Genomic DNA, 25,939 nt, shown 5'->3' with positions numbered 1-25,939 from the left:
GGATTCCACAAGACATGAGCAGAACCGCCTTTGCCGTTACATGCATCGCCCGCGTGCTGGCCGCCGCGCTGATCGCCGGGAGCGCCGTCGCCGCGCACGCCGCATCGTTCGACCTGAGCCCCGAGCAGCCGGCCCGGCAGCGGGGTACCGTGAACCCGGCCGTCGAACAGGCGCTGCCGGCCGGTTTCCGGTTCGCCGAAGCGAACACGCTGACGATCGGCATCGCACCGAACCTGCCGCCGCTCAGTACCTATGCGACCGACGCACGCACGGTGGTGGGCTTCGATCCCGATCTCGCGCAACTGATCGCGGACAGCGTCGGCCGCAAGCTGAAGATCGTGCCGCTCGCGTGGGCCGACTGGCCGCTTGCGCTGCAGTCGGGCAAGGTCGATGCGGTGATCTCGAACGTGACGGTGACCGAGCAGCGCAAGGAGAAGTTCGATTTCTCGACTTACCGGAAGGACCAGCTCGGCTTCTACGTGAAGACCGGCAGCAAGCTGGCCGCGATCCGCGAGCCGAAAGACGTCGCGGGGCTGCGCGTCGTGACCGATTCGGGCACGAACCAGGAAAAGATCCTGCTCGAATGGAACCGGCAGAACGTCGCGCGCGGCCTCGCGCCGGTCGAGATCCAGTATTACGCGGATGCGGCCGAGCGCTGGGTCGCGCTGCAGTCGGGCCGGGTCGACACGATCTTCAGCGTGAATTCGATGCTTGCGTACCAGGCGTCGCTGCGCGGCGATGCGAAACTGATCGGCACCGTCAGCGGCGGCTGGCCGCGCACCGCGGATATCGCGATCACGACCCGCAAGGGCAGCGGCCTCGCCGATCCGCTGACGCTCGCGATCAATGCGCTGATCGCGAACGGCAGCTACCGGAAGGCGCTGGATCACTGGCAACTGGATGCCGAGGCGATCGAGCGCTCGCAGACCAATCCGCCGGGGCTGCCGCGCACCTGACGACGGCACATGGCGAGGCTTGGGCGAACGGCCACTGTTCCGCTGCAACGTGAAACGGCGGTTGCGATCCGGCTACGGTTTGACGTCGGGCGGTTTCGTGCCCGGTCGATTGCCCGCAATCTCGATCGTCGTTTCCCAGCGGAAGTAGCCCGATACGGCGCCGTCGCGATCGAGCACGGCGAAATCGGCCATGCACGTGGTACTGCCCGGAGCCAGCACCTCGCTGTGCCAGAAATGGTCTTTCATCGGCCGGCACGATGGATGCAGCAGGTCATCGCCGTCCGGCACCGGCGTGGCGGCGTCGCGGATTTCCGCTTCGATCGGCGTGACGATGCCCGTATCCTTCAACGCGAACCGGACGAACAGCACGGTGACCTCCGCACGCAGCGCCAGCGCGGTTTCGCGCAGATGAAGCTGGTCGCCCGGCGACAGGCCGGCGAAGAGCCGGTTGTCGTTGTGGCCGACCTGCCCGGCGTCGCCGGGCCTCAACACGTAGATGTGCCGGCCGTCGATCACGGTCGGCGCGTCGGCGTCCCGGCTCGCTTCGGGATAGGCCGACAGCAGCGTGACGGCGTCGACGATCGCGAGCGCATCGCAACGAACACCAGACATGAGCACCTCCTCGGCAACAAGGGAGCGGCGCGGGCAGCCGTCGTGCGGCCGCCCGCATGCCGCGATCAGTTATGGATCGAGATGAACGGGTCCCACGAGAAGCAACCCTGGCTCTGGCAATTGCGATCGATGATCTGGAACTGGAAGTGGTAGGTCACGCGGCCGACCTTCAGGCATTCCGACGACCAGTAGTAGTTCGCGACTTTCTGACACGTCGGCACTTCGGGCTTGCTGGTGTTCGGCACCGGGATCGACGCCTCCGCGACCCGCGGCGTCGGCGTCGAGATCAGGTCGTTGCCGACGTTGCCGATGAACTTGTAGAACACCACCTGGTTTTCGAAGCCCAGCGACAGGCTCGTTTCGCGCCAGCGGATCAGGTCGCCGACCTGCGCCTTCAGGTCGAGCTCGCCGCCCGCCTGCCCGGAAATGACGTTGTCCTGGTTGGTGACCATGTAGACGTAGCGCCAGTCGATCAGCGTCGGCGCCGCCGGATTCTTGCTGGGATTCGGATATTTTTTGAGAATGGTTTCGGTATCGAACGAAACGAGCACATCGGTAACGCGTGACATAGAAGCTCCCGTTTGAAGTAATGGGACTTATCGTTGCGCGAATTGCTTCGTGCGGCCGCCATCGCCTTGTTCTGCAAGGCTTTTCGCCGGTATCGGCACATGCGGAGGCGACGGCGAATGCAGATTATCCCGTTTGGTTAAACGTGGAAGCTGTAAAAGTAAACAGGTCGATAAAATGATTTATCGAGTTAATTTTAAAATCGGAATCAATCGATTCGATGCGTGACATGAATATCACGACATTGAATCTGTTAATTGATTGGCCGATGATGCGGGGGGATGGAAGAAGGGGCGCTTACCGGTAGGTCCACAGCCGATGCAGCACGAACGTCGTCGGCGGGATCAGCAGCGCGATCGCGACGACGCCCATTGCCCGCGGCGCATCCAGCGCCTCGGCGGCGCGCGCGATGAGCATCGTTTCGACGAAGCCGGCGAGCGTGACCGCGAGAAAGCGCATCGCGTTGCGGGTGCGCACCGTCGACGAGAAGCTCCACAGCGTATTCGCCAGGTACGAGAATGCGGTGGCGCAGAGGAATGCGATCGCGTTCGCGGTCACCGGCGCCGCATCGAGGCGCGCGAACAGCGTCGTCGCGACCAGCACGTGGATCGCGGTCGAGCAGAGCCCGGACACGCCGAAGCGCACGAGCCGCGTGCGCTCGGCCTGGAGCAGTGTGCTCATGGCAGGCGTGGGTCAGCGCGCGCCGATGCGCGCCCGGACCGGCTGCGCGCGCCGGCGAGCCGACTGCCGGCGTGCGTCGCGCGCGACCGGCAGTTCGATCACCTTGCCGTGCGCCTGGTAGCGGCGGCGGATCAGGTAGACGGGCCGTTGCTTCGATTCGTCGTAGATCCGCCCGACGTATTCGCCGACGACGCCGATCCCGATCAGCTCGATGCCGCCGATGAACAGCGTGACCGAGATCAGCGACGCGTAGCCGAGCACCGGGTTGCCGAACAGCAGCGTGCGCAGGATGATGAACGCGCCGTACACGAACGCGAGCGCCGCGATGCCGACGCCGATGTAGGTCCAGCTGCGCAGCGGCACGGTGCTGAAGCTGGTGATCCCTTCCAGCGCGAAATTCCACAGCTTCCAGCCGGAGAATTTCGAGTGTCCGGCGCTGCGCGGATCGCGCTGGTACTCGACGATCACGGTCTTGTAGCCGACCCACGCGAACAGCCCTTTCATGAAGCGGTGCCGCTCGGGCAGGTTGCGCAGCGCGTTCACGACCTTGCGGTCCATCAACCGGAAATCGCCGACGTTCTCGGGCAGCTTCACGTCCGACAGCAGGTTGTGCACGCGATAGTAGAGCGCGGCGGCGGTGCGCTTCGCGAACGAATCGCACGCGCGGTTGCTGCGTTTCGCCGCGACCACCTCCGCGCCGTTGCGCCAGTGTTCGATCATCACCGGGATCAGGCTCGGCGGGTCCTGCAGGTCGGCGTCGAGCGGGATCACCGCATCGCCGGCGGCTTCGTCGAGGCCGGCCGTCAGCGCGGCCTCCTTGCCGAAGTTGCGGGTCAGGTCGATCACGCGCACGCGTCGCTCGGCGGCGCCGATCCGGACCAGGCGTTCCAGTGTGTCGTCGCGGCTGCCGTCGTTCACACAGACGATCTCGAAGCGGATCGCGTCGATCGCGCTCAGCAACGGAATCACGACGTCGAAGAAGCGCTCGACGGCTTCGCCTTCGTTGTAGAACGGCACGACCAGCGAGACGAGCGGCGTGTAGATGGATTCCCGCATGATGATTCCCCTTGTGATGTCGTCTTACCGGCCGGCGCCGAGCGTCGGGCGGCCGGTGCGGCGCATGCCGTGCGCCGGGCGGTGGTGCGCTCGGGCCGGATGGGCGAACCCGGTCTCGGTCGAGGTGTCGCGCGCGTCGGGCATCGACGGCACGTCGCGTCGTTCGTGAGCGATCCGGCTGACGAGCAGCGCGAGCGACGCGAGCGTCACGAGCGGCATGAACTGGAACGACAGGTGCGGCACGACCGCGAGGCCCGCGAGCGGCATCGGCCACAGCAGCATCAGCCATTCGCGGTCGAAGTGGCGCCAGCCGCGCGTCCACGCATAGCGCGCGTACCACGCGATCACGATGCCGTACCAGGTCAGGTCGTAGTCGTACAGATAGGGGCTGACGAGCAGGCATGCGCATGCGAGGGTCGCGGCGCGCAGTGCGTACGAGCACGCGCCGCGCCACGCGTAGACGACCGCGATCGCGGCAACCGCCGCCGACAGCAGTTGAAGGCCGCGCGCGACGAGCGCGGGCCAGCCGGCCATCGTGGCGAGCGCGAACAGGGTCGGCATGCGCGCGAGCTGTGCACGGCCGGTGCCGACGATGGCGTAGACGTCGGCGATCACGTGCGTGAATGCGACCCACGGGCCGACGCCGAACGCGAGTGTCGCGAGCAGGGCGCTGACCGCGATCGTCGCGGCCCATGCGGCCAGCGCGCGCCATTGGCCGGCACACAGCAGCGCGAGCGGGAACAGCACCGCGAGCTGCGGCTTCAGCGTCAGCAACCCGAAGCAGATCCCGGCGCAGACGGGGCGGCGGTTCAGCGCGAGCAGGCCGACGGCGGCGAACGTCGCGGTGAAGAGGCTCGTCTGCCCGACGATCACCGTGAGGAATGCGCCGGGGAACGCCAGCGCGCACAGCCACGCGGCATCGCGCTGCACGGTCGCGTGAATCGCCGCCGCGAACAGCGCATACGTGAGCCCGAGCCACAGCACCAGCGCCAGCGTGTACGGCAGCCAGCCGAGCGGCAGCACGAGCAGCAGCATCGTCGGCGGATAAAGCCACGGCTGCGTGCCGTTTGCGAGCGTGATCGTCGGAACCGCCGATTTTTCGATCGCGAACAGCGTGGCGTAATGCCACGCGTCGGCGCCGTGCCCGTGCGCGGCGAGCCACGCGGCACTCCAGATCGGCGAGAAATCGGGAGACAGCGGTTCGAGTGCGCCGTGCTTCGACAGGATCACGCGGGTCAGGTAGAGGGCGATGAACAGCAGTTCCGTCAGTAGCACGGCGGCCGCATAGACGCGCACGCGGTCGCGATTGAGCCAGTGCGGATGGCGGCGCGGGCCCGCGATCGGGAGTTCAGGATGCACGTCGACGGCGGAATGCGCGTGGCGGGCGAACGAAGGCGCTTTCATTGCTTGCCTCGCGACGCCAGTGCCGTGCGACGCACGACGACGAACAGCACCGCGAGCAGCACGACGGGCCCGATCTGCGGCAGCTTCATCAACCGATTGAACATCTCGAAGATCGGCAGCAGCCATGCGATCACGAGGATGCCCTGGTCGCCGGGGAGCCAGCCTTCGTCGAGACCGTGCGCGATCAGGCAGAAGATGGCGATGCCGAGCCACGTCAGTTCGTAGTGCCACAGATACGGTGTCGTCAGAAGCGTGGCGACCGCCAGCACCGCGCCGCGCAGGCGCATGTCGTGCGTACTGCGCCACACGCTGACGGCCGCGGCGATCGCGAGCAGCGCGACCGCGGCCTGGGCGGCAAGCGCGGCGGCTACCGGTGCGCCCGCGAGCCGCAGCGCCGCGAACGGCGTCGGCGACGCGAGCCAGTACGACGCGAGCATGAAATGCTGCTCGCGTACCGTCGACATCGCACGAGCCAGCCCGTGCAGCGCGGCCGGGCCGGCCAGCGCGACGCCGGCCGCGGCGAACAGCGTCGCGCTGATCGCCGCGGCCGCGAAGGTGCGCCATGCACGCGTCGCGATCAGCACGAACGGGAACACGACCGCGAGCTGCGGCTTGATCGCGAGCAGCCCGATCAGCACGCCCGCGAGCACCGGACGCTTGCCGAGCAGATGCAGCGCGAGTGCCGCGAGGCCGGCGGTCAGGATGCTGTTCTGACCGAACAGCGCGGACATGCACACCGCCGAATACGCGATGACGACCACCATCGCGGCGCGCGGCACGGGAAGATGCGCGCGCAATCCCGACAACCGCGAGACGGCGAGCGCGTAGCATAAAAGACTGCCCGCGAAAAAGAGGAAGTAAGCGGGCAGGAAAGGCACGAGGGCAACCGGCGCGATGAACAGCAGCATCGTCGGCGGATAGAGCCAGGGAAGCGGCCGGTGTTGGAGAAACGCACCGAAGTGCGCGAACTCGGCCTGCACGAATGACGAAGCGTCGTAGGCCGATGCGGCATGGCCTTGCAACACGAGATGCGATGCGGTCCAGAAGACCGAGAAGTCGGTGCCGGGGCGGGCCGTGGCGTTCGACGTGAAGCCGTTGGTGACGACGCCCCAGACGATCACCAGCGCAGCGAAGAGCATCAGCATGATGCAGCTGTACGGAATGATCCGGTCGGCCGTTAGCCATTGAGCACAGCGTATTGCGCGATCGCGCGTTCCACGATTGGCTGTGTACATGATGCCCCGTCTGTCGTGTGGCCGCGTGGTCTGTCGCAGCCGTTTGATGTTGTCGTGCCTGCGGATCGATCGCTCTGAAATGGCGTTGTCCGTGAATTCATTGTTGAAGAAAAAATCGCGTGATGCAAACCGCGCATGGTCCGCCGACATTGAATGTGTTCAGCGATTCGGGTGAAAACCGCCATTTCTGGTATGAGAAAACGCCGCCGCCGGGATTCGTGTTTCTGGCCTGAAACATTCCGCGATTTTTACCGGCTGTGCATGCCGCCGGACCCGCGACGCCCGAGCGGCTCGCGGCGTTCGGGAAAATCCCGAGAAAATTTTTTAGGCCCTTTGTGCAGCGCGGCGACGGCGTTTCATGCCGGCTGCATTCGTCGGCACCGCATATATCAAAGTTGAAACATTTCGGCTGCCGGGCGTTTGACGGGGGGCCGTGTGGATCGCCGGAACCCTTGGTGCGCCTCGATTCCGCCCGGGATGGTCCGCTCTTTGCGTAAGCGTTGGCACGGCAGTCGACGACGTGACGACCGGGCGGTTCAGGCAAACAGCAGACGAACCGGCTCGAGAATCACCTGTGGAAAAGACGGGCCGGAGCGCGTCGGGGAACACGCCGCTCCAGGTCGATCAACCGCGGTAACCGTCGTCGAACGACCAACGAGACCCGATAGCTTCCGGGCAATAAGAAATCGGCATGGCAGTACATGGGGAATAAAAATGAAAGACCACAGCACATCGCGGATCGCAAGCCGCGTTAAAGACACATTGCAGCTTTGCCGGGAGTTCATCTCTCGTTCAACCGAATTCCATGCGTCGAACGGCAGTCGTGCCGTTCCAGTCGCTCGACTTGCCCGGTTCATCCGGCCGGTCGAACCGTACGCGCGTCTCTCATGCTCCGTCTCGCCGATACCCGTTCGCACGGACAGGGGTGGTCCACCCCGTTTCCGCGACTGATCGTCGGCTTCCGATTTCCAGAGTAGTGCCGGTGGTGCCAGCTCCCGACGTCCTGACCGACGAAGGGTATTTCATAGCAGTCCGAAAGGAGAGTGCTCATGTCGAGAATCATCGAAAAGATCGCCTGGTTCGTCGAGGATCAGGACGGTGTGACGGCCATCGAATACGGCCTGATCGCCGCGCTGATCGCGATCGGCATCGTCGGTGCGCTGACGACGGTCGGTACGGATCTGAAGACCGTCTTCAACACGGTCGCCGACGATCTGGATTCGGTCGTAGCAGCCATTTGACGAACGGTACGACGAACGACCCTCCGGATTGTTCGTCGGCACCACACGGCATCAACAACCTGCCTCGACGTATCGATGCCGGATCATCCGATCCAGCCGGCACCCGAGGCTTCGAAAGTGACTACGCAAGGAGATCATCATGTCCAAGTTCATTCAACAAGTCGGCCGTTTCGTCCGCGATGAAGACGGTGTGACGGCCATCGAATACGGCCTGATCGCCGCGCTGATCGCCATCGGCATCATTGCCGCGCTGTCGACGGTCGGCAAGGACCTCAAGACCGTGTTCACCACGATCGCGGACGACCTCGATTCGGCGGTCGCAGCGATCTGATGGACCGTGCCGCGGGCGGCTCGGCTGGTGCAGCGTTCGAGCCGTCCCCGGCGATTCCGTCAACCGGAAACCGGAGACCGTCATGCAAACCATCATGCGTGTCGCACGTGGCTGGATCGCCGACGAACAGGGTGTGACGTCGATCGAGTATGCGTTGCTCGCGTCGATGTTCGCCGTCGCGGTGCTGGGCAGCGTCGTCACGCTGAAGGGCTCGCTCGGCGATGCGTACGAGATGATCGCCGCGGCCGTGACGGCCGCCGTGAGCACCGCGTTGTCCATGGTTTCCTGATCCACCGATTCGATACGCGAGGTTCGCCATGCTTCCCGTTGCGCCGCCTTACCCGGTTCCGTTGTGCGTGACGCTGCTCGCGGTCGCCGCGGCCAGCACGGACATCGCGACCCGTCGCATTCCGAACCGTCTCGTCCTGCTCGGCCTGGCCGGCGCGCTGGTTGCGCAGTGCCTGCTGCAGGGCGTGCCGGCGGGCGTGCTCGGATGGCTCGCCGGCGCGGCGACCGGCTTCGGCCTGCTGCTGCCGTTCTACCTGTTGCGCGGCATGGCGGCGGGTGACGTGAAGCTGATGCTCGCGATCGGCGCATGGGTCGGCGCGGAAATGACGTTTTACATCGTGCTGGCCACGTTCCTGGCCGGCGGGATCGGCGCCATCGCCTACGCGCTGCTGCGCGGGCGGATGCGCCAGATGTGGACGAACGTGCGCACGCTGATCGTGCGGCGCTCGCAGGCGGCGCGCGCCGAGGCCGACGACGGCCCCGTCGAGATCGCATCGGTCGGCACCCTGCCGTACGGCGTGGCGATCGCGGTCGGCACGCTGGGCACGCTGTTCGCGTCGTGCGCATAGCGCGGCGGACCCGCAACGAGAACGCAACGAGGACGCAACGATCATGAACACGAACCACACCGAACCGAGACGCGATGCGCAGGTGGCACGCCTGCCCGATCCGCCGCCGTCGCGGGAGGCCCATACGAAGCCGGGCGCGCAGCTGCCGCCGGCGCCGCGCTCGCTCGCGGAAACCGGCCTGAGCATGGCGTTCGTCGGCGGCCTCGTGCTGAAGTCGACGCTGGTGCTCGGCCGCCCGTCGTACGGCGATCTGGTCGAACGGCACTGCCTGCCGCTCGCGGTGCTCGACGAAGTCTTTGCGTTCCTGGTGCGCGAGCATCTCGTCGAGCTGACCCATCGCGGCGCGACGGATCTCGACGTGACGTTCCGCCTGACCGATGCGGGCCGCGTGCTCGCGCTCGAGGAACGGGAGCGCAGCGGCTACAGCGGGCCCGCGCCGGTGACGCTCGACGCGTATCTCGCGAGCGTGGCCGCGCATTCGGTGCGCAAGCTGCACATCGGCCAGAGCGACGTGTGGGCGGCGTTCGAAGGCATCGTGATCGACACGGCGGTGCTCGATGCGGCGGCCGCCGCGCTGAACGCGGGCCGGCCGCTGCTGATCTACGGCCCGGCCGGCAGCGGCAAGACCTTTCTCGCCGAGCGGCTCGGCGCGCTGATGCACGGCCGCGTGCCGATCCCGTACGCGATCTGCGCGGCCGGCGAGGTGATCGAGGTCTACGACCCGCTCGTGCATGTCGACGTCGGGTCGCAGGCCGGCGGCCAGTCGGTCGATCGCCGCTGGCGCCTGTGCGAGCGGCCGGTCGTGATGTCGGGCGGCGAGTTGACGCTCGACGAGCTCGACCTGCGTCGCGACGAAGCGGCCGGCTTCTACCAGGCGCCGCCGCACATGAAGGCGAACATGGGCATGTACGTCGTCGACGATCTCGGCCGCCAACGCGTCGAGCCGCGCGACCTGCTCAACCGCTGGCTGCGGCCGCTCGATCGCGGCGTCGATTTCATGACGCTCGAATCCGGCAACCGCTTCGTGATGCCGTTCGACGTGTGGCCGGTGTTCTCGAGCAACCTGGCGCCGGAGCAGTTCTGCGACGACGCGTTCATGCGCCGCCTCGGCTCGAAGCTGCACGTCGGCGCGATGTCGATCGACGACTACCGCGCGGTGTACGACGCGGCCTGCGCGTCGCTCGGGCTCGTGTCGGCGAGCGATGCCTTCGACTTCCTGCTGCATCGGCTGCACCTGCCGACCGGCAAGGCGTTTCTCGCGTGCTTTCCGGCGGACCTGCTGCGCCTCGTGGCCGCCGGCGCGCGTTACCGCGGCGATCCGCCCGAGGTGACGCACGACGCGCTGTACGACGCGTGGGCGAGTTATTTCGGCGCGGCGCCTGAACGGGACGGCAGCCATCCGCCGCCCGTCGAGCGCGGAGGCCGCACGTTCATCACCGGTTGAGCCGTTTCTTTCACGATTCGTCGAGGAGCATTGCCATGAAAAACAGTCGAGCGCTCATGATGCTGGTCGTCGCGATGGTCGCGGGTCTCGCCGCGGTCGTGTTCGCGTCCCGCTGGCTGGTACAGACGTCCACGAGCTCGGTCACGTCCGTCGCGGTGGCCACCACCGACCTGAACCTGGGCGAGCCGCTCGGGCCGAACCAGATCCACATGGTCAGCTGGCCGGCCGGCAGCGTGCCGACCGGCGCCTTCACCGATACGAAAACGCTCGAAGGGCGCGTCGTGCGCACCAGCCTCGCGCGCGGCGAGCCGGTGATCGAGTCGAAGCTCGCGCCGGTCGGCACGAAGGGCGGGCTGTCCGCGGTGATCGCCGACGGCAGCCGCGCGATCACGGTGCGCGTGAACGACGTGGTCGGCGTCGCGGGCTTCGCGCTGCCGGGCAACTACGTCGACGTGATCGTCAACACGCAGGAACAGCAGGGCAAGACCGACGGGCAGAGCATCTCGAAGATCGTGCTCGAGCACATCCTCGTGCTGGCCGTCGCGCAGCAGGTCAGCCGCGACGACACGGCGCCGAAGGTGGTCAACGCGGTGACGCTGGAAGTCACGCCCGACCAGGCCGAACGGCTCGATCTCGCACGCAGCGTCGGCACGCTGTCGCTCGTGCTGCGCAACCAGGTCGACCAGAAGACGCTGACCACCGGCGGCGCGACCAAGCTGACGCTGCTCGGCAAGGAACCCGTGCCGGAAGCGGCACCGGCGCCCGTCCACGTGCGGCCGGTCCGCGTGCACGTCGCGTCGCACGCGGCGCCGGAAGTCCGGCGCGACTGCGTCGGCGTGCTGACGGGCGTGAAGGGCAGCGTCGAATGTTTCTGAAACGAATGCAGATAGCCAGACCAACAAACCGGCCGCCGTCATCGCGCGGCGGCCTTGGAAGTCGATAACCGGCACGGCGCCGGTCTCTCGGGGGATCAGACGAAATGAAGATCAAACCGCAACGCACAGGTACCGGCCCGCTGCGCACACGCGTCGCACGGGGCACGATGATGGCCGCGATCCTCTGTTCGGGATGGCTGACCGTGTATGGCGCACTCGCGCAGGAAGGCATCGAGTCGGCGGTGCTGACGAAGGGCGGTGCCAGCGCGCCGGCCGCGGTCGGCAAGGGGCCGATGCAGATGACGATCAGCATGGCGCCGGTGCCGGCCGCCGCGCCCGCCGCGTCGGCGGGGCCGCTGCGCGGGCCGAACTGCGTCGGCGCCGTGCGCGAATCGACCAGCGTCGCGGTGCCGCTCGGCAAGTCGCTGCTGGTGCCGATGCCGGAGCCGGTCCGCAATCGGACGATCGGCAACCCGGCCGTCGCGCAGGCGACGATGGTGTCGCCGCAGACGCTGTACATCCTCGGGCTTGCGGTCGGCACGACCAACATGATCGTGCAGGGCAGGAGCGGCGCATGCCGCGTGATCGACGTCGCGGTCGGCGCGGACGCCGGCGGCCTGCAGGCGTCGCTGCTGCAACTGATGCCGAACGAGCGCGACATCCATGTGTCGACCGCGGCCGGCACAATCGTGCTGGCCGGCACCGTGTCGAGCTCGCAGGCCGCGCAGCAGGCCGTGCAGATCGCCCATGCGTACGGCGACAGCGCGGGCGATGCGGCAGGCGGCAAGCAGGGCGGCGGCGTGCTCAACATGCTGAACGTCACGTCGCCGCAGCAGGTGATGCTCGAGGTGAAGGTGGCCGAGGTGTCGAAGACGCTGATCAACCAGATGGGCAGCGCGTTCAACATCCAGGGCGGGTTCGGTTCGTGGAGCGGCGCGCTGGTCAGCAACCTGCTCGCGGGCGTCGCGAGCGGCGCCGTGTTCAACAAGGCGAACAACAAGCCGTTCAGCATCGCGGCCGACGCGCAGAACACCGACAACCTCGTCAAGATCCTCGCGGAGCCGAACCTCGTGACGATCAGCGGCCAGGAAGCGACGTTCCTCGCGGGCGGCAAGATCTTCATCCCGATTCCGCAGAGCGGCAGCAACGGCGTCTCGTCGATCACGCTGCAGGAAGAGGAATTCGGCGTCGCGCTGAAGTTCACGCCGACGGTGCTGGCCAACGGCCGGATCAGCCTGAAGGTCGCGCCGGAAGTGTCGGAACTGTCGCAGACGGGTGTCACGCTGAGCGCGTCCAACATCGGCGGCACGTCGATCCTGCCGCTGATCACGACGCGGCGCGCGTCGACGACGGTGCAGATGAGCGACGGCGAATCGTTCGCGATCGGCGGGCTGATCAAGGACAACGCGAGCGGTGCGCTGAAGGCGATCCCCGGCGTCGGCGAAGTGCCGGTGCTCGGCGCGCTGTTCCGCAGCACGTCGTTCCAGCAGGATCGCACCGAGCTGATCTTTCTGATCACGCCGCACCTGGTGAAGCCGCTGCAGACCGCGGACGTCGCGCTGCCGACCGACAGCTTCTCGAAGCCGAACGAAGTCGACGTCTTTGCGACCGGCAACATGGAAGGCCGTGGCGGCGTGCGCAAGGCAGGCGCGCAGCCGATGCAGCCCGCCAACGGCGCAGCCGCCGCGCCGCAGACGCCGGCCCAGGCGCCGGCCCAGGCGCCGGCACCTGCTCCGGCGCCGAAATCGGAAGCACCGGTCGCGCCGGCCGCGCTGCCCGCACCGCGCGCGCCGCAAGACGCGGACGTGCAGCCGCCGGTGCCGGCCGAGCCGCCGAAGGCGCCGGCGCCGGTCGCGGCCGCCGCCCCGCAGTCCGACGCGGCCACCGTGGCGCGTGTCGCGCGCATCGAAGCCACCGCCGCGCGCCTCGCGGCCGCCGGCCCCGAACCGTCGGCCCAGCCGGCGGCGCGACCGAAGCACCGGATCGCGGCGGCGCCGAAAGCGCAGGTTGCGCGCGCCGGCGCGGAACCCCAGTCCACCGATCGTTGAAACCGTCCAAGGGGAAGCTCATGAAATCCGCCTACCTCGTATTCGTGCGCCGCGCGGCGCTCGCCGCCCCGCTCGCGTTCGCGCTTGCCGGCTGCATGTCGTCGACCCCGGTGTGGGACAGCCGCTTCGGCGACTCGGTCCGCACCGTGATGCACGCCCAGATCATCGATCCGCATGCCGGCGAACGTCCGGTATCGGCATCGGGCGTCGACGGGAGCGCCGCCGCGTCTGCGCTCGACAACTACGACAAGTCGTTCAAGCAGGTCCAGCCGCCCACCAATGCGTTCGTGATCGGCATCGGCAAGTCGACCCAGTAACGACGGCACGCTCAGGGAGAACGCCATGAACCGCGCAGCCCGCTATCCGAAAGTCACACGTCGCAGCCTGCACCGCCAGCGCGGTGCCGTCGCGATCATCGTCGGTCTCGCACTGGCGGTGATGATCGGGTTCGTCGGGCTCGCGCTGGATCTCGGCAAGCTGTACGTCACGCGCAGCGAACTGCAGAACAGCGCCGATGCCTGCGCGCTGTCCGCCGCGCGCGACCTGACGTCGGCGATCAGCCTGTCGGTCGCCGAGGCCGACGGCATCGCCGCCGGCCATCTGAATTTCGTGTTTTTCCAGAAGACGTCGGTACAGATGTCGACGAACGCGAACGTCACGTTCAGCGATTCGCTGACCAACCCGTTCCTGACCAAGAACGCGGTCACGACGCCGGCGAACATCAAGTACGTGCAGTGCACCGCGACGCTGAGCAACATCGCGCACTGGTTCATCGAGGTGCTGAACGTGCTGCCGGGCACGAAGCTCGCGAATGCGGCGGAAGTGTCGGCGAGCGCGATCGCGACCGTCGGCGGCGGGCAGACCACCTGCGCGATTCCGGTGTTCGTGTGCCGTGGCCCGTCCGATCCGGCCTACAAGGTCGGCGACTGGATCTCGTCGCCGTCCGGGTCGTCGTCGACCTACGGGCCCGGCAACTTCGGCTGGGCGGCGCTCGACGGCTCGACGAACGAGACGACGCTCGCGAGCGAGCTGTCGGGCAATACCTGCAACATCACGAGTCCGCCCGATCTGGCCACCACGGGCATGAAGTCGGCGTCGCAGCGTGCGTGGAATACGCGCTTCGGCATCTATACGAACGGCGCGAACGGTTCGAGCGGCCAGCCCGATTTCACCGGCTACGCGTACGTCGGGCCGGACTACGGGCCGCCCGGAACGGCGGGCATCAAGGGTGACGCATACACGCAGTTCGTGGCGGACCGCGCGAGCTTCAAGTCTTACCAGGGCGACGGCGCGCCGCCGTCGGGCAGCGGCATCGCCACCAACGGCACGGCGACGGCGAGCAACTACTCGACGTACGGCAGCGACCGGCGCCTCGCGCTCGCGCCGGAAGGCGACTGTTCGACGCTGAAGGGCAGCAGCGGCAAGGTGCACGTCACGCAATGGGATTGCGTGCTGATGCTCGATCCGCTCCCGTTCAGCGCGGGCAGCGGCGCCGTCGTCGCGCACCTCGAATACCTCGGCTCGTCGGTCTCGGGCAACAACCCGTGCGCGACGCATGGCTTGCCCGGCAGCGGCAGTGCGTCGGGCACCCAGGTGCCGATGCTCGTTCAATAGCGGAGAGACGATCATGAAGAAGCCGCCGATTCGTCGTTCGCGCACCCGTGGCGTCGTCGCCGTCGAGTTCGCGCTCGTGCTGATGCCGATGATCATGCTCGCGACGGGCGTGGCCGAGTTCGGTCGCGCGATCTACCAGTACGAGACGCTGACCAAGGCCACGCGCGACGCGGCACGCTACCTGTCGGTCTGGCTGCCGACCGACAGCGCGTATCCGGTGTCGCAGGCGCAATGTCTCGTCGTGTACGGCAGCACGACGTGCGGCTCGTCGGGCACCGAGCTGGTGCCTGGGCTCACGACGTCGATGGTCACGATCTGCGACGCACAGCGCACGACCGGCTGCAGCGATGCGTCCGACCCGTCGCAGTTCGCGAACCTGCCGACCTACGATTCGAACAACAACGCGGCGAGCGGCACGGCCACGGGCGCGATCAACGTCGTCGAAGTGAAGATCTCGGGCTACCAGTACCAGCCGATCCCCGCGTACCCGTGGCTGCCGTCGATCACCTTCGGCAACATCGTCACCGTGATGAGGCAAGTGTCATGAACGCGCGCCATTTTCCGCTGTCCCGCCGGCGCGCGCAGCGCGGCGTGGCGATCGTCGAATTCGCGCTGATCGCGTCGGTGCTGATCATGCTGCTGATCGGCATCTTCGAGTTCGGCCGCGTGCTGTTCTACTGGAACACCGCGAGCGAGGCCGTGCGTCTCGGCGCGCGCACCGCGGTGGTTTGCGACGTGAACGCCGCGGGTGTCGTGAAGCGCGTGCGATCGCTGCTGCCGCTGCTGTCGAGCGCGAACGTGTCGGTCAACTACACGCCGTCGAGCTGCGACGTGAACACGTGCTCGTTCGTGACGGTGAGCGTCACGAACGTCACCGTCAAGACCATGATCCCGTTCATGAACGTCACGGTCAGGATGCCGCCGTTCACGACGACACTGCCGCGCGAAAGCCTGAATTCCGCGACGGGCGGCTCCGCCTGCAACTAATCGAAAAGACGAGGCACACGACATGATCAACATCCTCGTAGCTTCCGACGATACCGCGCGGCTCACGCAGATCGCGCGTCTCGTGGCCGACTGCGGACGCTATCGCACGACGCGCGCCACCGGCCGCCCGTCGCAGATCGAGCATCGCACCGACGGCCTCGATGCGTTCGACATCCTGCTGATCGACGGCACGTCGCTCGAGCCGTCCGAGCTGTCGGCGATCGAGCGCATCTGCCGCGCGCATGCGGGCCTGACCTGCATCCTCGTGACGGCCGACGCATCGCCGCACGTGCTGCTCGACGCGATGCGCGCGGGCGCCCGCGACGTGCTGCAGTGGCCGCTCGATCCGCAGGCGCTCGGCAACGCGCTCGGGCGGGCGGCCGCGCAAAGCACGCGGCGCGATACCGACGACACGCGGATCGTGTCGTTCATGTCGTGCAAGGGCGGGGTCGGCACGAGCTTCGCGGCCGGCAACATCGCGTTCGAGATCGCCGAGGGCTTCAAGCGCCGCGTGCTGCTGATCGACCTGAACCAGCAGTTCGCCGACGCGGCATTCCTCGTCAGCGACGAAACGCCGCCGTCGACGCTGCCGCAACTGTGCGCACAGATCGAGCGGCTCGACGGCGCGTTTCTCGACGCGAGCGTCGCGCACGTGACGGAAAACTTCCACGTGCTGGCGGGCGCCGGCGACCCGGTCAAGGCCGCCGAGATGCGCGAGGACGCGCTCGAATGGATTCTCGGCGTCGCCGCGCCGCGCTACGACTTCGTGATCTTCGACGTCGGCGTCGGCATCAACCCGCTGTCGATGGTCGCGCTCGATCGCAGCGACCAGATCCAGATCGTGCTGCAGCCCGCGATGCCGCACGTGCGCGCCGGCCGCCGGCTGCTGGAAATTCTCGTGTCGCTCGGCTACTCGACCGACCAGTTGCGGCTGATCGTGAACCGCACGACCCGCGCGAGCGAGCGGACCCGCGCCGCGCTCGAGGAAGTGCTCGGCCTGCACGCGGCCTGCACGATTCCCGACGACGCCGACACCGTGCTCGAAGCGATCAACCAGGGCCATCCGGTGTCGCGGCTCGCGCGCGGCTCGGCGGTCGTCCGGGCATTGCAGGGCTGTGCGAAGCAACTCGTCGACGGCGAAGTGCGCGCGGGACGCGGCGCGACGCACAGCGAACCGTTGATGTCCCGGCTGTTCGGCCGCAAGGCCACGCCGAAGCTCAAGTCGATGTAATTCTTTCGGGGAACCATCATGTCATTGCGCGAACAGATGTCCTTGCACCGGGCCCAGCCGCTGGCGGCCAGCGAAGCGGCCGGCCCGGCGCATTCGTCGGTGCGCGACGCATACCAGAAGCTGCGCCGCGAAATTCACCTGGCCGTGCTCGAGCGCGTCGAGCTCGAGCGCCTGTCCCGGTTGCATCAGGATCAGATCCGCATGGAAATCGGCGCGCTGATCGCGCGCATCCTCGACGAGGAGCGGCTGCCGGCGAACGACATCGAGCGGCGCCAGCTCGCGATCGACGTGTACGACGAGATGTTCGGCTTCGGCCCGCTCGAAGCACTGCTGCGCGACCCCGGCATTTCCGACATCCTCGTGAACACGTACCGGCAGGTCTACGTCGAGCGCTGCGGCCAGCTCGAACTGACCGACGTGACGTTCTACGACGACGCGCACCTGATGAAGGTGATCGAGAAGATCGTGTCGCGCGTCGGGCGCCGCATCGACGAATCGAGCCCGATGGTCGACGCCCGGCTGCCGGACGGTTCGCGCGTGAACGCGATCATCCCGCCGTCCGCGATCGACGGGCCGCTGATGTCGATCCGGCGCTTCGCGGTCAACCCGCTGAAGATGGACGACCTGGTGCGCTACCACAGCCTCACGCCGCCGATGGCCGAGCTGCTCGACGCGCTGTCGCGCGCGAAGGTGAACGTGCTGGTGTCGGGCGGCACCGGCAGCGGCAAGACGACGCTGCTCAACATCCTGTCCGGCTTCATTCCGCGCAACGAGCGGATCGTGACGATCGAGGACGCCGCCGAGCTGCAACTGCAGCAGCCGCACGTACTGCGGCTCGAGACGCGCCCGCCGAACATCGAGGGCAAGGGCGAGATCACGCAGCGCACGCTGGTGCGCAACGCGCTGCGGATGCGCCCGGACCGCATCATCCTCGGCGAAGTGCGCGGCGCCGAAGCGCTCGACATGCTCAACGCGATGAACACCGGCCACGAAGGCTCACTCGCGACGATCCACGCGAACACGCCGCGCGACGCGCTGACGCGCCTCGAGAACATGGTCAGCGTGTCCGGCCTGACGTTGCCGCCGAAGACGATGCGCCAGCAGATCGCGTCGGCGATCTCGGTGGTCGTGCAGGCGGCGCGCCTGACCGACGGCAAGCGCAAGATCGTCAGCATCCAGGAGCTGACCGGGATGGAAGGCGACATCATCAACATGCAGGAGATCTTCACGTTCAAGCGCACGGGCGTGGACCGCGACGGCGCGGTGCGCGGCCACTTCTGCGCGACCGGCGTGCGGCCGAAGTTCGCCGAACGGCTGCAGGCATTCGGCATCAACCTGCCGGATTCGCTGTACGACCCGTCCGTGCATTACGAGACGGACTGACGCCAGGGCGCCGTGCGCTGCCGGGGAGGCCTCATGAATGCGATCTTTTACGGTTTTGTGATTCTTACCTTCGTCGCGGTCGTGCTGTCGATCGAGGGCATCTATCAATGGTGGAACGCGCGGCACGGTGCCGCCGCGCGCCGGATCGAATCGCGCATTCGCGCGATGTCGGCCGGCGGCAACGTCCAGCAGGAGCGGCTGTCGATCCTGAAGAAGCGCATGCTCGACGAGTCGAAGCCGTTCGACCGGCTGCTGCTGCGCCTGCCGCGCGTGCATGCGCTCGATCTCGTGATCCAGCAGTCGGGCCTCGACTGGACGCTGCCGAAGCTGATCACGCTCAGCGCGACGTTCGCGGCCCTCGCGTGGTTCGTGGCGAGCTTCGCCCGCTTGCCGCAACTCGCCGCGGTGCCGGTCGCGCTGGTCGCCGGGTGGCTGCCGATGACGTACGTGCTGCGCTGCCGCGCCAAGCGGATGCGCAAGCTCGAGCGGCAGTTGCCGGACATCTGCGACATGATCGCGCGCGCGCTGCGTTCCGGCCATTCGTTCACGAGCACGCTCGGGATGGTCGGCGACGAGTTTTCCGAGCCGATGGGCGGCGAATTCCGCGTCACGTTCGACGAGGTCAACTACGGCGTGTCGCTGCACGACGCGCTGACGAATCTCGCGACGCGCGTGCCGGTGCAGGACCTGCGCTACTTCGTGATCGCGGTGCTGATCCAGCGCGAGACGGGCGGCAACCTGGCCGAGTTGCTCGAGAGCATCGCCGGGCTGATCCGCGAGCGCTTCAAGCTGTTCGACAAGGTGCGCGTGCTGTCGGCGGAAGGGCGGCTGTCGGCGTGGATTCTCGGGCTCTTGCCGTTCGGCACCGCGGCGGTGATGGCGCTGCTGAACCGCGAATTCCTGTCGGTGCTCTGGGAGGACCCGGCGGGGATCCGGATGGTCGGCACGATGCTGGTGTCGATGCTGTTCGGCCTGTTCTGGATCCGCCGAATCGTGCGCATTCGCGTCTGACGCGCGAGCCGAATAACGAACCGTTGCGAGGTTGTCATGCAAAACCTGAGCGTGGTCCAGGCCGTGATGCTGGGCGGCTTGTTCATCTTCGTGGCCGGCGGCGTGCTCGTCGCGATGCTGCTGTTCGCGCCGCGCGGCATCCAGCGCCGGCTCCAGCAGGCCGGCGGGACCGGGGCGGGCGGCGTCGCCGGCGCGGGAGACGGCGACGACATGGCGTCGCGCTGGGTCGCGAAGCTGGTCGAGCTGTCCAGCCCGATCTCGAAGCTGTCGGTGCCGAAGGAGGGCTGGGAGAATTCGCCGTTGCGCATCCGGCTGATGAATGCCGGCTGGCGCAACCAGAGCGCGGCCGCGGTGTACTTCACCGCGAAGACGATGCTCGCGCTCGGCCTGCCGTGCGCCGCGCTGCTGGCGCTGATCACCACGTCGCTCGGCGACGAGCGTGCGCTGCTGTCGTTGATCCTCGTCGCGCTCGCCGGCATCGGCTATTACATTCCGAACATCGTGCTGTCGCAGCGGGTCAAGGTGCGCCAGCGGAAGATCTTCGAGGATTTTCCGGACGCGCTCGACCTGCTGACGGTGTGCGTCGAAGCCGGCCTCGGGCTCGACGCGGCGCTGATGAAGGTGAGCGAGGAGCTGCGGTTTCGCAGCGACGTGGTCGCGAGCGAACTCGACCTGCTGCTGCTCGAGATGCGCTCCGGCTTCACGAAGGAGACGGCGCTGCGCAATCTCGCGCTGCGTACCGGCGTGGAGGACATCGAATCGTTCTGCGCGATGCTGATCCAGGCCGACCGGTTCGGCACGAGCATCAGCGAATCGCTGCGCGTGCTGTCGGACATGCTGCGCACGCGGCGCCGGATGCGCGCGGAGGAACGCGCGGCGAAGATCGCGCTGAAGCTGCTGTTTCCGCTGATCTTCTGCATCTTTCCCGCGCTGATGATGGTGCTGCTCGGCCCGGCGATGATTCACGTCTATCGCGTGCTGCTGCCGACGTTCGTTGGCGTCGCGCCGTGAGCGGCGCGCGGATGCGGCTGCGCGCGCATCGATAAAGGCCGGATGTGCCGGCCCCGGGGCCACGCGGTGGCCATCCGGCGGCCGGCACGGCAACAGGCTTCATGGAGGCTCCCTCCCCAGGCGGCGCCGCGAGACAGGTCGACCATAGCGGCGTCAATGCATCCTGGACCCATGGTCGGCCATGGAACAAGCCGTAGTCCACCGCCTTCACGGCTGCCCCCTACTGCTAACCCGTTGAAGCGGCGGTGCCCCGTGGCGGGGCAGCCGGCGCGCCGCGCGTCACTGGAAATGATGCACGTAGCGCAGCACCATCCGCGTGCCCTGCGGCCGGTTGCGCGCATGGGTCTCGAAGTACGCGTTGAACAGCAGGTGATCGTGCGGCGAGAAGCTGACCATCGCCCCCGGCCCGATCGCGAACACGGCTTCGCGCGTGCCCGGCACGTCCTGCCCGTTGGCCTTCATGTCGGTGGTCTGGCGCAGCCAGTAGCCGTTGAGCCCCAGCCGCAGGCCGGGCCGCACTTCGTACTCGGTCGCGAAGTTCACGTGGAGCGCCTGGCCGGCCTGCGTCGACGTCACGTCCGGGCCGAGTGCCGTGGCCGGCTGATGATTGGTCGCGTTCCACAGATAGTGCAGCCGCCACGACACGGTCCATTTCGGCGTGAGCCACAGCGTCGCGGCCCAGTACGGATCGAACGACCAGAAATGGCTGCCGGGATTGATCGCGCGCGACGGATCGTACGCGCCGGTCGGCACGATGAACTGGAATTCGACGCGCTGCGCGAAGCGCGGGCCCTGCGCGCCCATCACCGGGTCGAACTGGATGAACGGGCCGATCAGCAGATCACCGAAGCCGGCACGCGCATTCAGCGCGACGTTGCCGATGCCGTCGTCGGTGCGCGCGGACGCAATCCACGGCAGGATCACGTCGAGGCCCGGATGCATGCCCGCGAACGTCAGCGGCGACTGATAGACGAGCTGGCTCAAGCCGGCGAACAGGTCGATGTCCTGCTTCGGCAACCCGACCTTGTTGCCCGCATTGTCGTTGACGCGGCCGGCCGTGTAGTACTGCAGGTATTGCGTGCCATACCAGCCGGCGCCGGCCGGCGGCATCCCGTCGAGGAAACTGGTCATGCCGAGGTTGACCGCGGGCAGGTCGGCCGCGTGGGCCGGCGCGTGGCTGGCGGGGCCGGCGAGGCCGGCGATCGTGAAGCCTGCGGTGACGAGCAGGCGAGAGCCGAGTTTCATGTTCACCACCTCCTGGTTATTTGTTCGTATGGCTAATTAAACGGCACGTAAAAGATCGGGATGGTCGGCGATCGCGCGATACTGGCCCGCATGGAACACGAGCGGCGCCTTGCCCAATGCGTCGAACCGTTCTATCTCGCCGATGAAGAGCAGGTGGTCGCCGCCTTCGTAGTGGCCGACGTTGCGGCACACGAAGCGCGCGCTCGCGCCGCCGAGGCACGGCACACCGCCGCTCTCCGATGCCACGTGCGGCACGCCGTCGAACTTGTCGGCGCTGGGCGTCGCGAAGCGGCGCGACAGGTCGATCTGGTCGTGCGCGAGGATGTTGATCGCGAAGTGCGTGGCCGCGACGAAATCCGGGCGGCTCGGCGCGACCTTGCGCAGGCTCCACAGCACGAGCGGCGGATCGAGCGACAGCGACGAGAACGAATTCGCGGTGAGGCCCACCTTGCGCCCGTCGGCCGCGCACGTGGTGATCACGGTGACGCCGGTCGGGAACTGCCCGAACGCGGCGCGCAACTGCATCGGGTCGAGGGCCGCGCGGTCGGTAACGGTCGTTTCCATGGCGGTTACTCCGCACGCACGCTGTGTTCGCGGATCAGCGCCGCGCATGCCGACGGCTCGAACCACCACGGCGCGAACCGGCGCGGATCGTCGAAGCCGTCGACGATCGTTTTCGCGAGCGACGGCGACTGGCCGGCCGCGCCGAGCAGTTCGAGGATGTGCGGCGGCGGCGGGGTGAGCAGCGAGTTGGTCCAGCGCACGACATGCTGCGCATAGGCCCAGTAGCCTTCGAAGGTCTGCTGCATCCAGTCTTCGCCGAACGGCGCGGTGCCGCGCGCGACGATCGCGTCGAAATACGCGTTCGCGCATTTCGCGGCGTTGTTCGAGCCCTGGCCGGTGATCGGATCGTTGACCACCACCGCATCGGCCATCCCGAACACGGTGCGGCCCGACGGCAGCCGGAAGAACGGCTTGCGCACGGTCGGCGCGAAACGTCCGGCCAACGTGCCGTTCGGATCGGTGAGTTCGACGTTGCGGCAGCGTTCGAATTCCCATGGCACGTACTGCTGCAGGAACGACAGGCTGCGGTCCAGATGCTGCTCGGGCGTCTTCACGTCGGCCCAGCAGTCGAGCGGGCCGCCCGGGATGCCTTCGAACACCATGATTTCGCATGGGCCCGTGGTGGTCAGCGCGGGAAACACGAAATACTCGCCGATGCCCGGCAGCAGGTTGAAGCGTACGCGCGAATACGGCTCGCTCGGCGTCATCCCTTTCACGTAGGTGAGGGCCAGTGCGCGCTGCGGGCGGTCGAACGGGCTGCGCGCATCGTCGCGGCCGAGCAGGCCGACGATGTCGCCCTTGCCGGCCGCGAGCAGCACGAGGTCGTGGCTGCGGGCGAGTTCCTCGAGTTCGGGCACGCCGATGTCGGCGATGCGCACGTCCGCGCCGCGGCGGCGGACGCCGTCGAGCCAGTCGGCCATCTTCACGCGCTGGTCGACCGACTGCGCGTAGCGGGTCAGCCGCGACGACCAGTCGATCGCCTTGCGGCCATTGCCGTCCGGGTGCGGCACCGCGATGCCGATGCCTTCGACGGCCGGGCACGCTTCCTCCCACGTATTCAGGCCGAGATCGCGCTCGATCTGCAACGACGTGTGGAACATGCACTGGCTCGACATGACCTTGCCCGTGCGGATCTGCTCCGCATCGCGGTTGGTCGCGAGCGTGACGTGGTAGCCCTGGTCGAGCAGGGCGAAGGCGAGTTGCAGGCCGGACTGGCCGGCGCCGACGATAGCGATGCGTCTCATGGGGATGTCCTCGGTTGGCCGTGTGACGGCCGGAATGGTTGCGGGAAGCAGCGGCGACGCGGCACGGTCACTCCGCGAGCCGTGGAATCGCCGGCACCGCCTGTTCGGGGCCCATCGCGGCATAGCCGCCGTCCACCGCGTAGTCGGCGCCGGTCACGAAGCTCGCCGCGTCGCTGCACAGGAACGTGACGACCTGCGCGACTTCCGACGGATCGCCGACGCGCCCGAGCAGGTGGAACGGCGCGGCGACGCGATCGGTCTTCGCGCGGTCGCCGTGCGTCATCTCGTCCATCACGCGCGACCAGGTCCAGCCCGGCGATACCGAGTTGACGCGGATGCGATCGGGCGCGAGATCCATCGCCATGCTGCGCGTGAGCTGGCGGATCGCGGCCTTCGAGGTCGGATACAGCCAGCGGCCGGTTTGCGCGCACTGCGCGGAGATCGAGCTGAAGTTCACGATCGCGCCGCCGCCGCGCCGGGCCATGTGCGGATGCACGGCCTTCGCGAGCATCGCGGCCGACACGACGTTGACGTCCATCGCGGCGAGCCAGTCGTTGCGGGTCGCGTGGATGCCGTTGTCGACATAGCTGCACGCGAGGTTGACGAGCACGTCGATCGCGCCGAACCGCTCGACGATCGTCGCGACCGCGCGCTCGATCGCACGATCGTCGGTGATGTCGAGCGCGATGAACAGCGCCCGTTCGCCGAGCGACGCGGCCACGCGTGCGCCGTTGTCCGCATCGAGATCGAGGATCGCGACGCACGCACCGGCGCGGCTCAGGTCCTGCGCGACCGCGGCGCCGATCAGCGTGGCGCCGCCGGTGACGAGCGCGACTTTGCCAGCAAGGGCATTCATGGGGTGCCTCCGGGAATCGTGGGGTGAGGGAAGAGCCGCGTCAGTGCGCATCCGTCGATGGCGTGCTGTCGTGCCAGCGGCGCATCAGGCCGTTCGACGGCACGGTTTCGTCGAGCAGCTTGCGGGCCGTGTCGACGCCCGCGACCGGCAGGCCGGCCGGGTCGAGCAGGCCGATCTGCACGAGCACGCTCGCCTGATCCCAGTAGATGTGCTCGTGATAGAGCTTGTCGCCGCGAAACTTGACGATCGCGACGAGCGGAATCTCGACACGCTTGCCGGTCGGTGCGACGCCCGGCAGCATCCAGTCGATCTCGGTGGTGTGCGTGAAGCGGAACAGCAGCTCGTCGACGATCTGGCTCGCGCCGATCGTGCGCGAGATCGGCGTGATCGTCGTGTCGGGCGGGTTCGCATGCACGAAGTGATGCGTGTAGAAGCGCTTCAGTTCGTCGTGGCCGACGCCGCCCGTCAGCGTCGGAATATGGTTGACGTACGGCTCGGCGACCATCGTGGCCATCGTCGCGTCGACGTTGCGCGTGTCGAACTCGTGCTTCAGGTGCGTTTCCCACAGCGCGGACAGGTCGTAGCGCGGGCCGAGCGCGGCGCGGAACGCGGCGATCGCGCGCTGGTGGGCCATGACCGCGGCGGCCTTGTCGAAATGATCGCCGCCGGCGCGAGCGAATGCGTGATCGACGCCGGGGTAGACGTAGACTTCGACGCCGCCGCGGCCCGCCAGCGCAGCCGTGATGCGCTGCTGCGCGTCGGGCGGGCAGAAGCGGTCCAGCTCCGCGATCTGCAGCACGAGTCGCCCGTGCAGGTGCGCGGCTTCGTCCAGCGCGTGCTCGATGCCCACGCCGTAGTAACTGACCGCTGCGGCCACGCCCCGCAGCCGGCACGCGGCGAGATACGCGAGCTTGCCGCCGAGGCAGTAGCCGAGCACGCCGGCTTCGCCCGTGCATTCCGGCCGCCGGCGGAGCACGTCCAGCGCGGCGCCGATGTCCTCGACGCCCTTGTTTTCGTCGTATTCGCGATAAAGGGCCATCGCGCGCTCGAAATCGGCCGCCGTATCACCGAGCTCGATGCCCGGGGCCTGGCGCCAGAACAGGTCCGGCACGAGCACCGTATAGCCTTCCTCGGCGTAATAGTCGGCCACGTCGCGCATCGTCGCGTTCGCGCCGAAGATCTCGTGACAGAGCACGATGCCCGGCCCGGTGCCGCCGGCCGGCGTGCTCAGGTACGCGCGGAACGCGCCGCCGTCCGGCGCTGGAATCTCGATGTGACGTCCGTTCATGGGTCCCTCCATGCGGTTGGTTTCGGTGACGGCCCAGTATTGGCGGCCGAAATGGGCGTTTCTATCCGCTTTCTTCGGCCGGTATCCGCGAATTCCGGAAACCTGCGGCAGCGGCTGCCGCGGGCTGGCGGGCCGGGGCCGAGTGCGGGTATGTGCGGATGCGGAAGGCCCGCACAGTTTTCTACGATGCGCGAACGG

The 25,939-nt window shown here is 67.6% G+C and carries 27 protein-coding genes; 16 read left to right on the top strand and 11 right to left on the bottom strand.

The genetic code is table 11. The features are described from left to right. Nucleotides 1-14: 14 nt before the first annotated feature. Nucleotides 15-956 carry an ABC transporter substrate-binding protein gene (locus BLS50_RS32550; RefSeq protein ID WP_074807828.1) on the top strand — a complete coding sequence of 314 codons (942 nt, stop codon included), beginning with the start codon at nucleotides 15-17 and terminating at the stop codon, nucleotides 954-956. Nucleotides 957-1,028: 72 nt separating this feature from the next. Here the strand turns inward: BLS50_RS32550 and BLS50_RS32545 are convergent, their stop codons facing one another. From BLS50_RS32545 to BLS50_RS32520, 6 genes are all read right to left on the bottom strand, one after another. Continuing rightward, nucleotides 1,029-1,568 (bottom strand): AidA/PixA family protein, encoded by a 540-nt coding sequence (locus tag BLS50_RS32545; RefSeq protein WP_074807825.1) that lies wholly within the window; start codon nucleotides 1,566-1,568, stop codon nucleotides 1,029-1,031. 65 nt (nucleotides 1,569-1,633) lie between these two features. After that, nucleotides 1,634-2,137, bottom strand: coding sequence for an inclusion body family protein (locus BLS50_RS32540; RefSeq protein WP_006483191.1), 504 nt, complete (start codon nucleotides 2,135-2,137; stop codon nucleotides 1,634-1,636). Between the two features lie 295 nt (nucleotides 2,138-2,432). Next, nucleotides 2,433-2,816: a GtrA family protein gene (locus BLS50_RS32535; RefSeq protein WP_074807822.1), complete on the bottom strand. Its 384-nt coding sequence runs from the start codon at nucleotides 2,814-2,816 to the stop codon at nucleotides 2,433-2,435. Between the two features lie 12 nt (nucleotides 2,817-2,828). Next, on the bottom strand, nucleotides 2,829-3,872 hold the full coding sequence (locus tag BLS50_RS32530; protein WP_074807819.1) for a glycosyltransferase family 2 protein: 1,044 nt from the start codon (nucleotides 3,870-3,872) through the stop codon (nucleotides 2,829-2,831). 24 nt (nucleotides 3,873-3,896) lie between these two features. Beyond that, nucleotides 3,897-5,276 (bottom strand): glycosyltransferase family 87 protein, encoded by a 1,380-nt coding sequence (locus BLS50_RS32525; RefSeq protein ID WP_074807817.1) that lies wholly within the window; start codon nucleotides 5,274-5,276, stop codon nucleotides 3,897-3,899. Continuing rightward, nucleotides 5,273-6,511: a glycosyltransferase family 87 protein gene (locus tag BLS50_RS32520; protein ID WP_074807815.1), complete on the bottom strand. Its 1,239-nt coding sequence runs from the start codon at nucleotides 6,509-6,511 to the stop codon at nucleotides 5,273-5,275. The genes BLS50_RS32525 and BLS50_RS32520 overlap by 4 nt, the downstream gene beginning before the upstream one ends. A 1,049-nt stretch (nucleotides 6,512-7,560) precedes the next feature. Between BLS50_RS32520 and BLS50_RS32515 the strand changes: the two genes are divergently transcribed. The 15 genes from BLS50_RS32515 (at nucleotide 7,561) to BLS50_RS32445 (ending at nucleotide 20,544) form a co-directional block, all read left to right on the top strand. Then, nucleotides 7,561-7,752, top strand: coding sequence for a Flp family type IVb pilin (locus BLS50_RS32515; protein ID WP_011549060.1), 192 nt, complete (start codon nucleotides 7,561-7,563; stop codon nucleotides 7,750-7,752). A 139-nt stretch (nucleotides 7,753-7,891) separates the two neighbouring features. Further along, nucleotides 7,892-8,083, top strand: a complete 192-nt coding sequence (locus tag BLS50_RS32510; RefSeq protein ID WP_011549059.1) for a Flp family type IVb pilin — start codon at nucleotides 7,892-7,894, stop codon at nucleotides 8,081-8,083. 82 nt (nucleotides 8,084-8,165) lie between these two features. Further along, a complete protein-coding gene (locus BLS50_RS32505; RefSeq protein ID WP_011549058.1) occupies nucleotides 8,166-8,372 on the top strand; it encodes a Flp family type IVb pilin in 207 nt (68 codons plus the stop codon). A 28-nt stretch (nucleotides 8,373-8,400) separates the two neighbouring features. Further along, nucleotides 8,401-8,940 (top strand): A24 family peptidase, encoded by a 540-nt coding sequence (locus BLS50_RS32500; RefSeq protein ID WP_011549057.1) that lies wholly within the window; start codon nucleotides 8,401-8,403, stop codon nucleotides 8,938-8,940. Nucleotides 8,941-8,983: 43 nt separating this feature from the next. After that, nucleotides 8,984-10,384: a P-loop NTPase family protein gene (locus tag BLS50_RS32495; RefSeq protein ID WP_027810920.1), complete on the top strand. Its 1,401-nt coding sequence runs from the start codon at nucleotides 8,984-8,986 to the stop codon at nucleotides 10,382-10,384. Nucleotides 10,385-10,419: 35 nt separating this feature from the next. Continuing rightward, nucleotides 10,420-11,259, top strand: coding sequence for a Flp pilus assembly protein CpaB (gene cpaB / locus BLS50_RS32490; protein WP_011549055.1), 840 nt, complete (start codon nucleotides 10,420-10,422; stop codon nucleotides 11,257-11,259). Nucleotides 11,260-11,363: 104 nt separating this feature from the next. Then, entirely contained in the window at nucleotides 11,364-13,307 is a 1,944-nt protein-coding gene (locus BLS50_RS32485) for a type II and III secretion system protein family protein (RefSeq protein ID WP_074807812.1), read from the top strand. A 20-nt stretch (nucleotides 13,308-13,327) separates the two neighbouring features. Further along, nucleotides 13,328-13,624: a hypothetical protein gene (locus tag BLS50_RS32480; protein ID WP_023477411.1), complete on the top strand. Its 297-nt coding sequence runs from the start codon at nucleotides 13,328-13,330 to the stop codon at nucleotides 13,622-13,624. Between the two features lie 25 nt (nucleotides 13,625-13,649). Further along, nucleotides 13,650-14,921 carry a pilus assembly protein TadG-related protein gene (locus tag BLS50_RS32475; protein WP_074807809.1) on the top strand — a complete coding sequence of 424 codons (1,272 nt, stop codon included), beginning with the start codon at nucleotides 13,650-13,652 and terminating at the stop codon, nucleotides 14,919-14,921. Between the two features lie 13 nt (nucleotides 14,922-14,934). Then, nucleotides 14,935-15,468 (top strand): TadE/TadG family type IV pilus assembly protein, encoded by a 534-nt coding sequence (locus BLS50_RS32470; protein ID WP_011549051.1) that lies wholly within the window; start codon nucleotides 14,935-14,937, stop codon nucleotides 15,466-15,468. Then, entirely contained in the window at nucleotides 15,465-15,908 is a 444-nt protein-coding gene (locus tag BLS50_RS32465) for a TadE/TadG family type IV pilus assembly protein (RefSeq protein ID WP_011549050.1), read from the top strand. The genes BLS50_RS32470 and BLS50_RS32465 overlap by 4 nt, the downstream gene beginning before the upstream one ends. Nucleotides 15,909-15,930: 22 nt before the next feature. Next, a complete protein-coding gene (locus BLS50_RS32460; RefSeq protein WP_011549049.1) occupies nucleotides 15,931-17,139 on the top strand; it encodes an AAA family ATPase in 1,209 nt (402 codons plus the stop codon). An 18-nt stretch (nucleotides 17,140-17,157) separates the two neighbouring features. Then, nucleotides 17,158-18,522: a CpaF family protein gene (locus tag BLS50_RS32455; protein ID WP_074807806.1), complete on the top strand. Its 1,365-nt coding sequence runs from the start codon at nucleotides 17,158-17,160 to the stop codon at nucleotides 18,520-18,522. Nucleotides 18,523-18,555: 33 nt separating this feature from the next. Next, on the top strand, nucleotides 18,556-19,533 hold the full coding sequence (locus BLS50_RS32450; protein WP_011695056.1) for a type II secretion system F family protein: 978 nt from the start codon (nucleotides 18,556-18,558) through the stop codon (nucleotides 19,531-19,533). Nucleotides 19,534-19,569: 36 nt separating this feature from the next. After that, the gene (locus tag BLS50_RS32445; RefSeq protein ID WP_074807802.1) at nucleotides 19,570-20,544 is read left to right on the top strand and encodes a type II secretion system F family protein; all 975 of its coding nucleotides are present in this window, start codon (nucleotides 19,570-19,572) and stop codon (nucleotides 20,542-20,544) included. A 279-nt stretch (nucleotides 20,545-20,823) separates the two neighbouring features. On the opposite strand, the gene BLS50_RS32440 is transcribed toward BLS50_RS32445, so the two are convergent. The 5 genes from BLS50_RS32440 to BLS50_RS32420 all read right to left on the bottom strand — a co-directional run bounded on the left by BLS50_RS32440 (nucleotide 20,824) and on the right by BLS50_RS32420 (nucleotide 25,741). Next, complete coding sequence (locus BLS50_RS32440) at nucleotides 20,824-21,789, bottom strand: SphA family protein (protein WP_074808707.1); 966 nt, start codon at nucleotides 21,787-21,789, stop codon at nucleotides 20,824-20,826. Between the two features lie 36 nt (nucleotides 21,790-21,825). After that, nucleotides 21,826-22,353, bottom strand: a complete 528-nt coding sequence (locus BLS50_RS32435; RefSeq protein ID WP_074807799.1) for a flavin reductase family protein — start codon at nucleotides 22,351-22,353, stop codon at nucleotides 21,826-21,828. A gap of 5 nt (nucleotides 22,354-22,358) precedes the next feature. Next, nucleotides 22,359-23,597, bottom strand: a complete 1,239-nt coding sequence (locus BLS50_RS32430) for a styrene monooxygenase/indole monooxygenase family protein (RefSeq protein ID WP_074807797.1) — start codon at nucleotides 23,595-23,597, stop codon at nucleotides 22,359-22,361. A 67-nt stretch (nucleotides 23,598-23,664) separates the two neighbouring features. Then, a complete protein-coding gene (locus BLS50_RS32425; protein ID WP_074807795.1) occupies nucleotides 23,665-24,453 on the bottom strand; it encodes an SDR family oxidoreductase in 789 nt (262 codons plus the stop codon). A 40-nt stretch (nucleotides 24,454-24,493) separates the two neighbouring features. Further along, nucleotides 24,494-25,741 carry a dienelactone hydrolase family protein gene (locus tag BLS50_RS32420; RefSeq protein WP_074807792.1) on the bottom strand — a complete coding sequence of 416 codons (1,248 nt, stop codon included), beginning with the start codon at nucleotides 25,739-25,741 and terminating at the stop codon, nucleotides 24,494-24,496. Nucleotides 25,742-25,939 lie beyond the last annotated feature (198 nt).

Source organism: Burkholderia orbicola, assembly GCF_900100915.1.
Classification (GTDB): Bacteria; Pseudomonadota; Gammaproteobacteria; order Burkholderiales; family Burkholderiaceae; genus Burkholderia; species Burkholderia orbicola.
The sequence above is the reverse complement of the archived record's forward strand: the minus strand, read 5'-3'. Positions and strand labels throughout refer to the sequence as shown.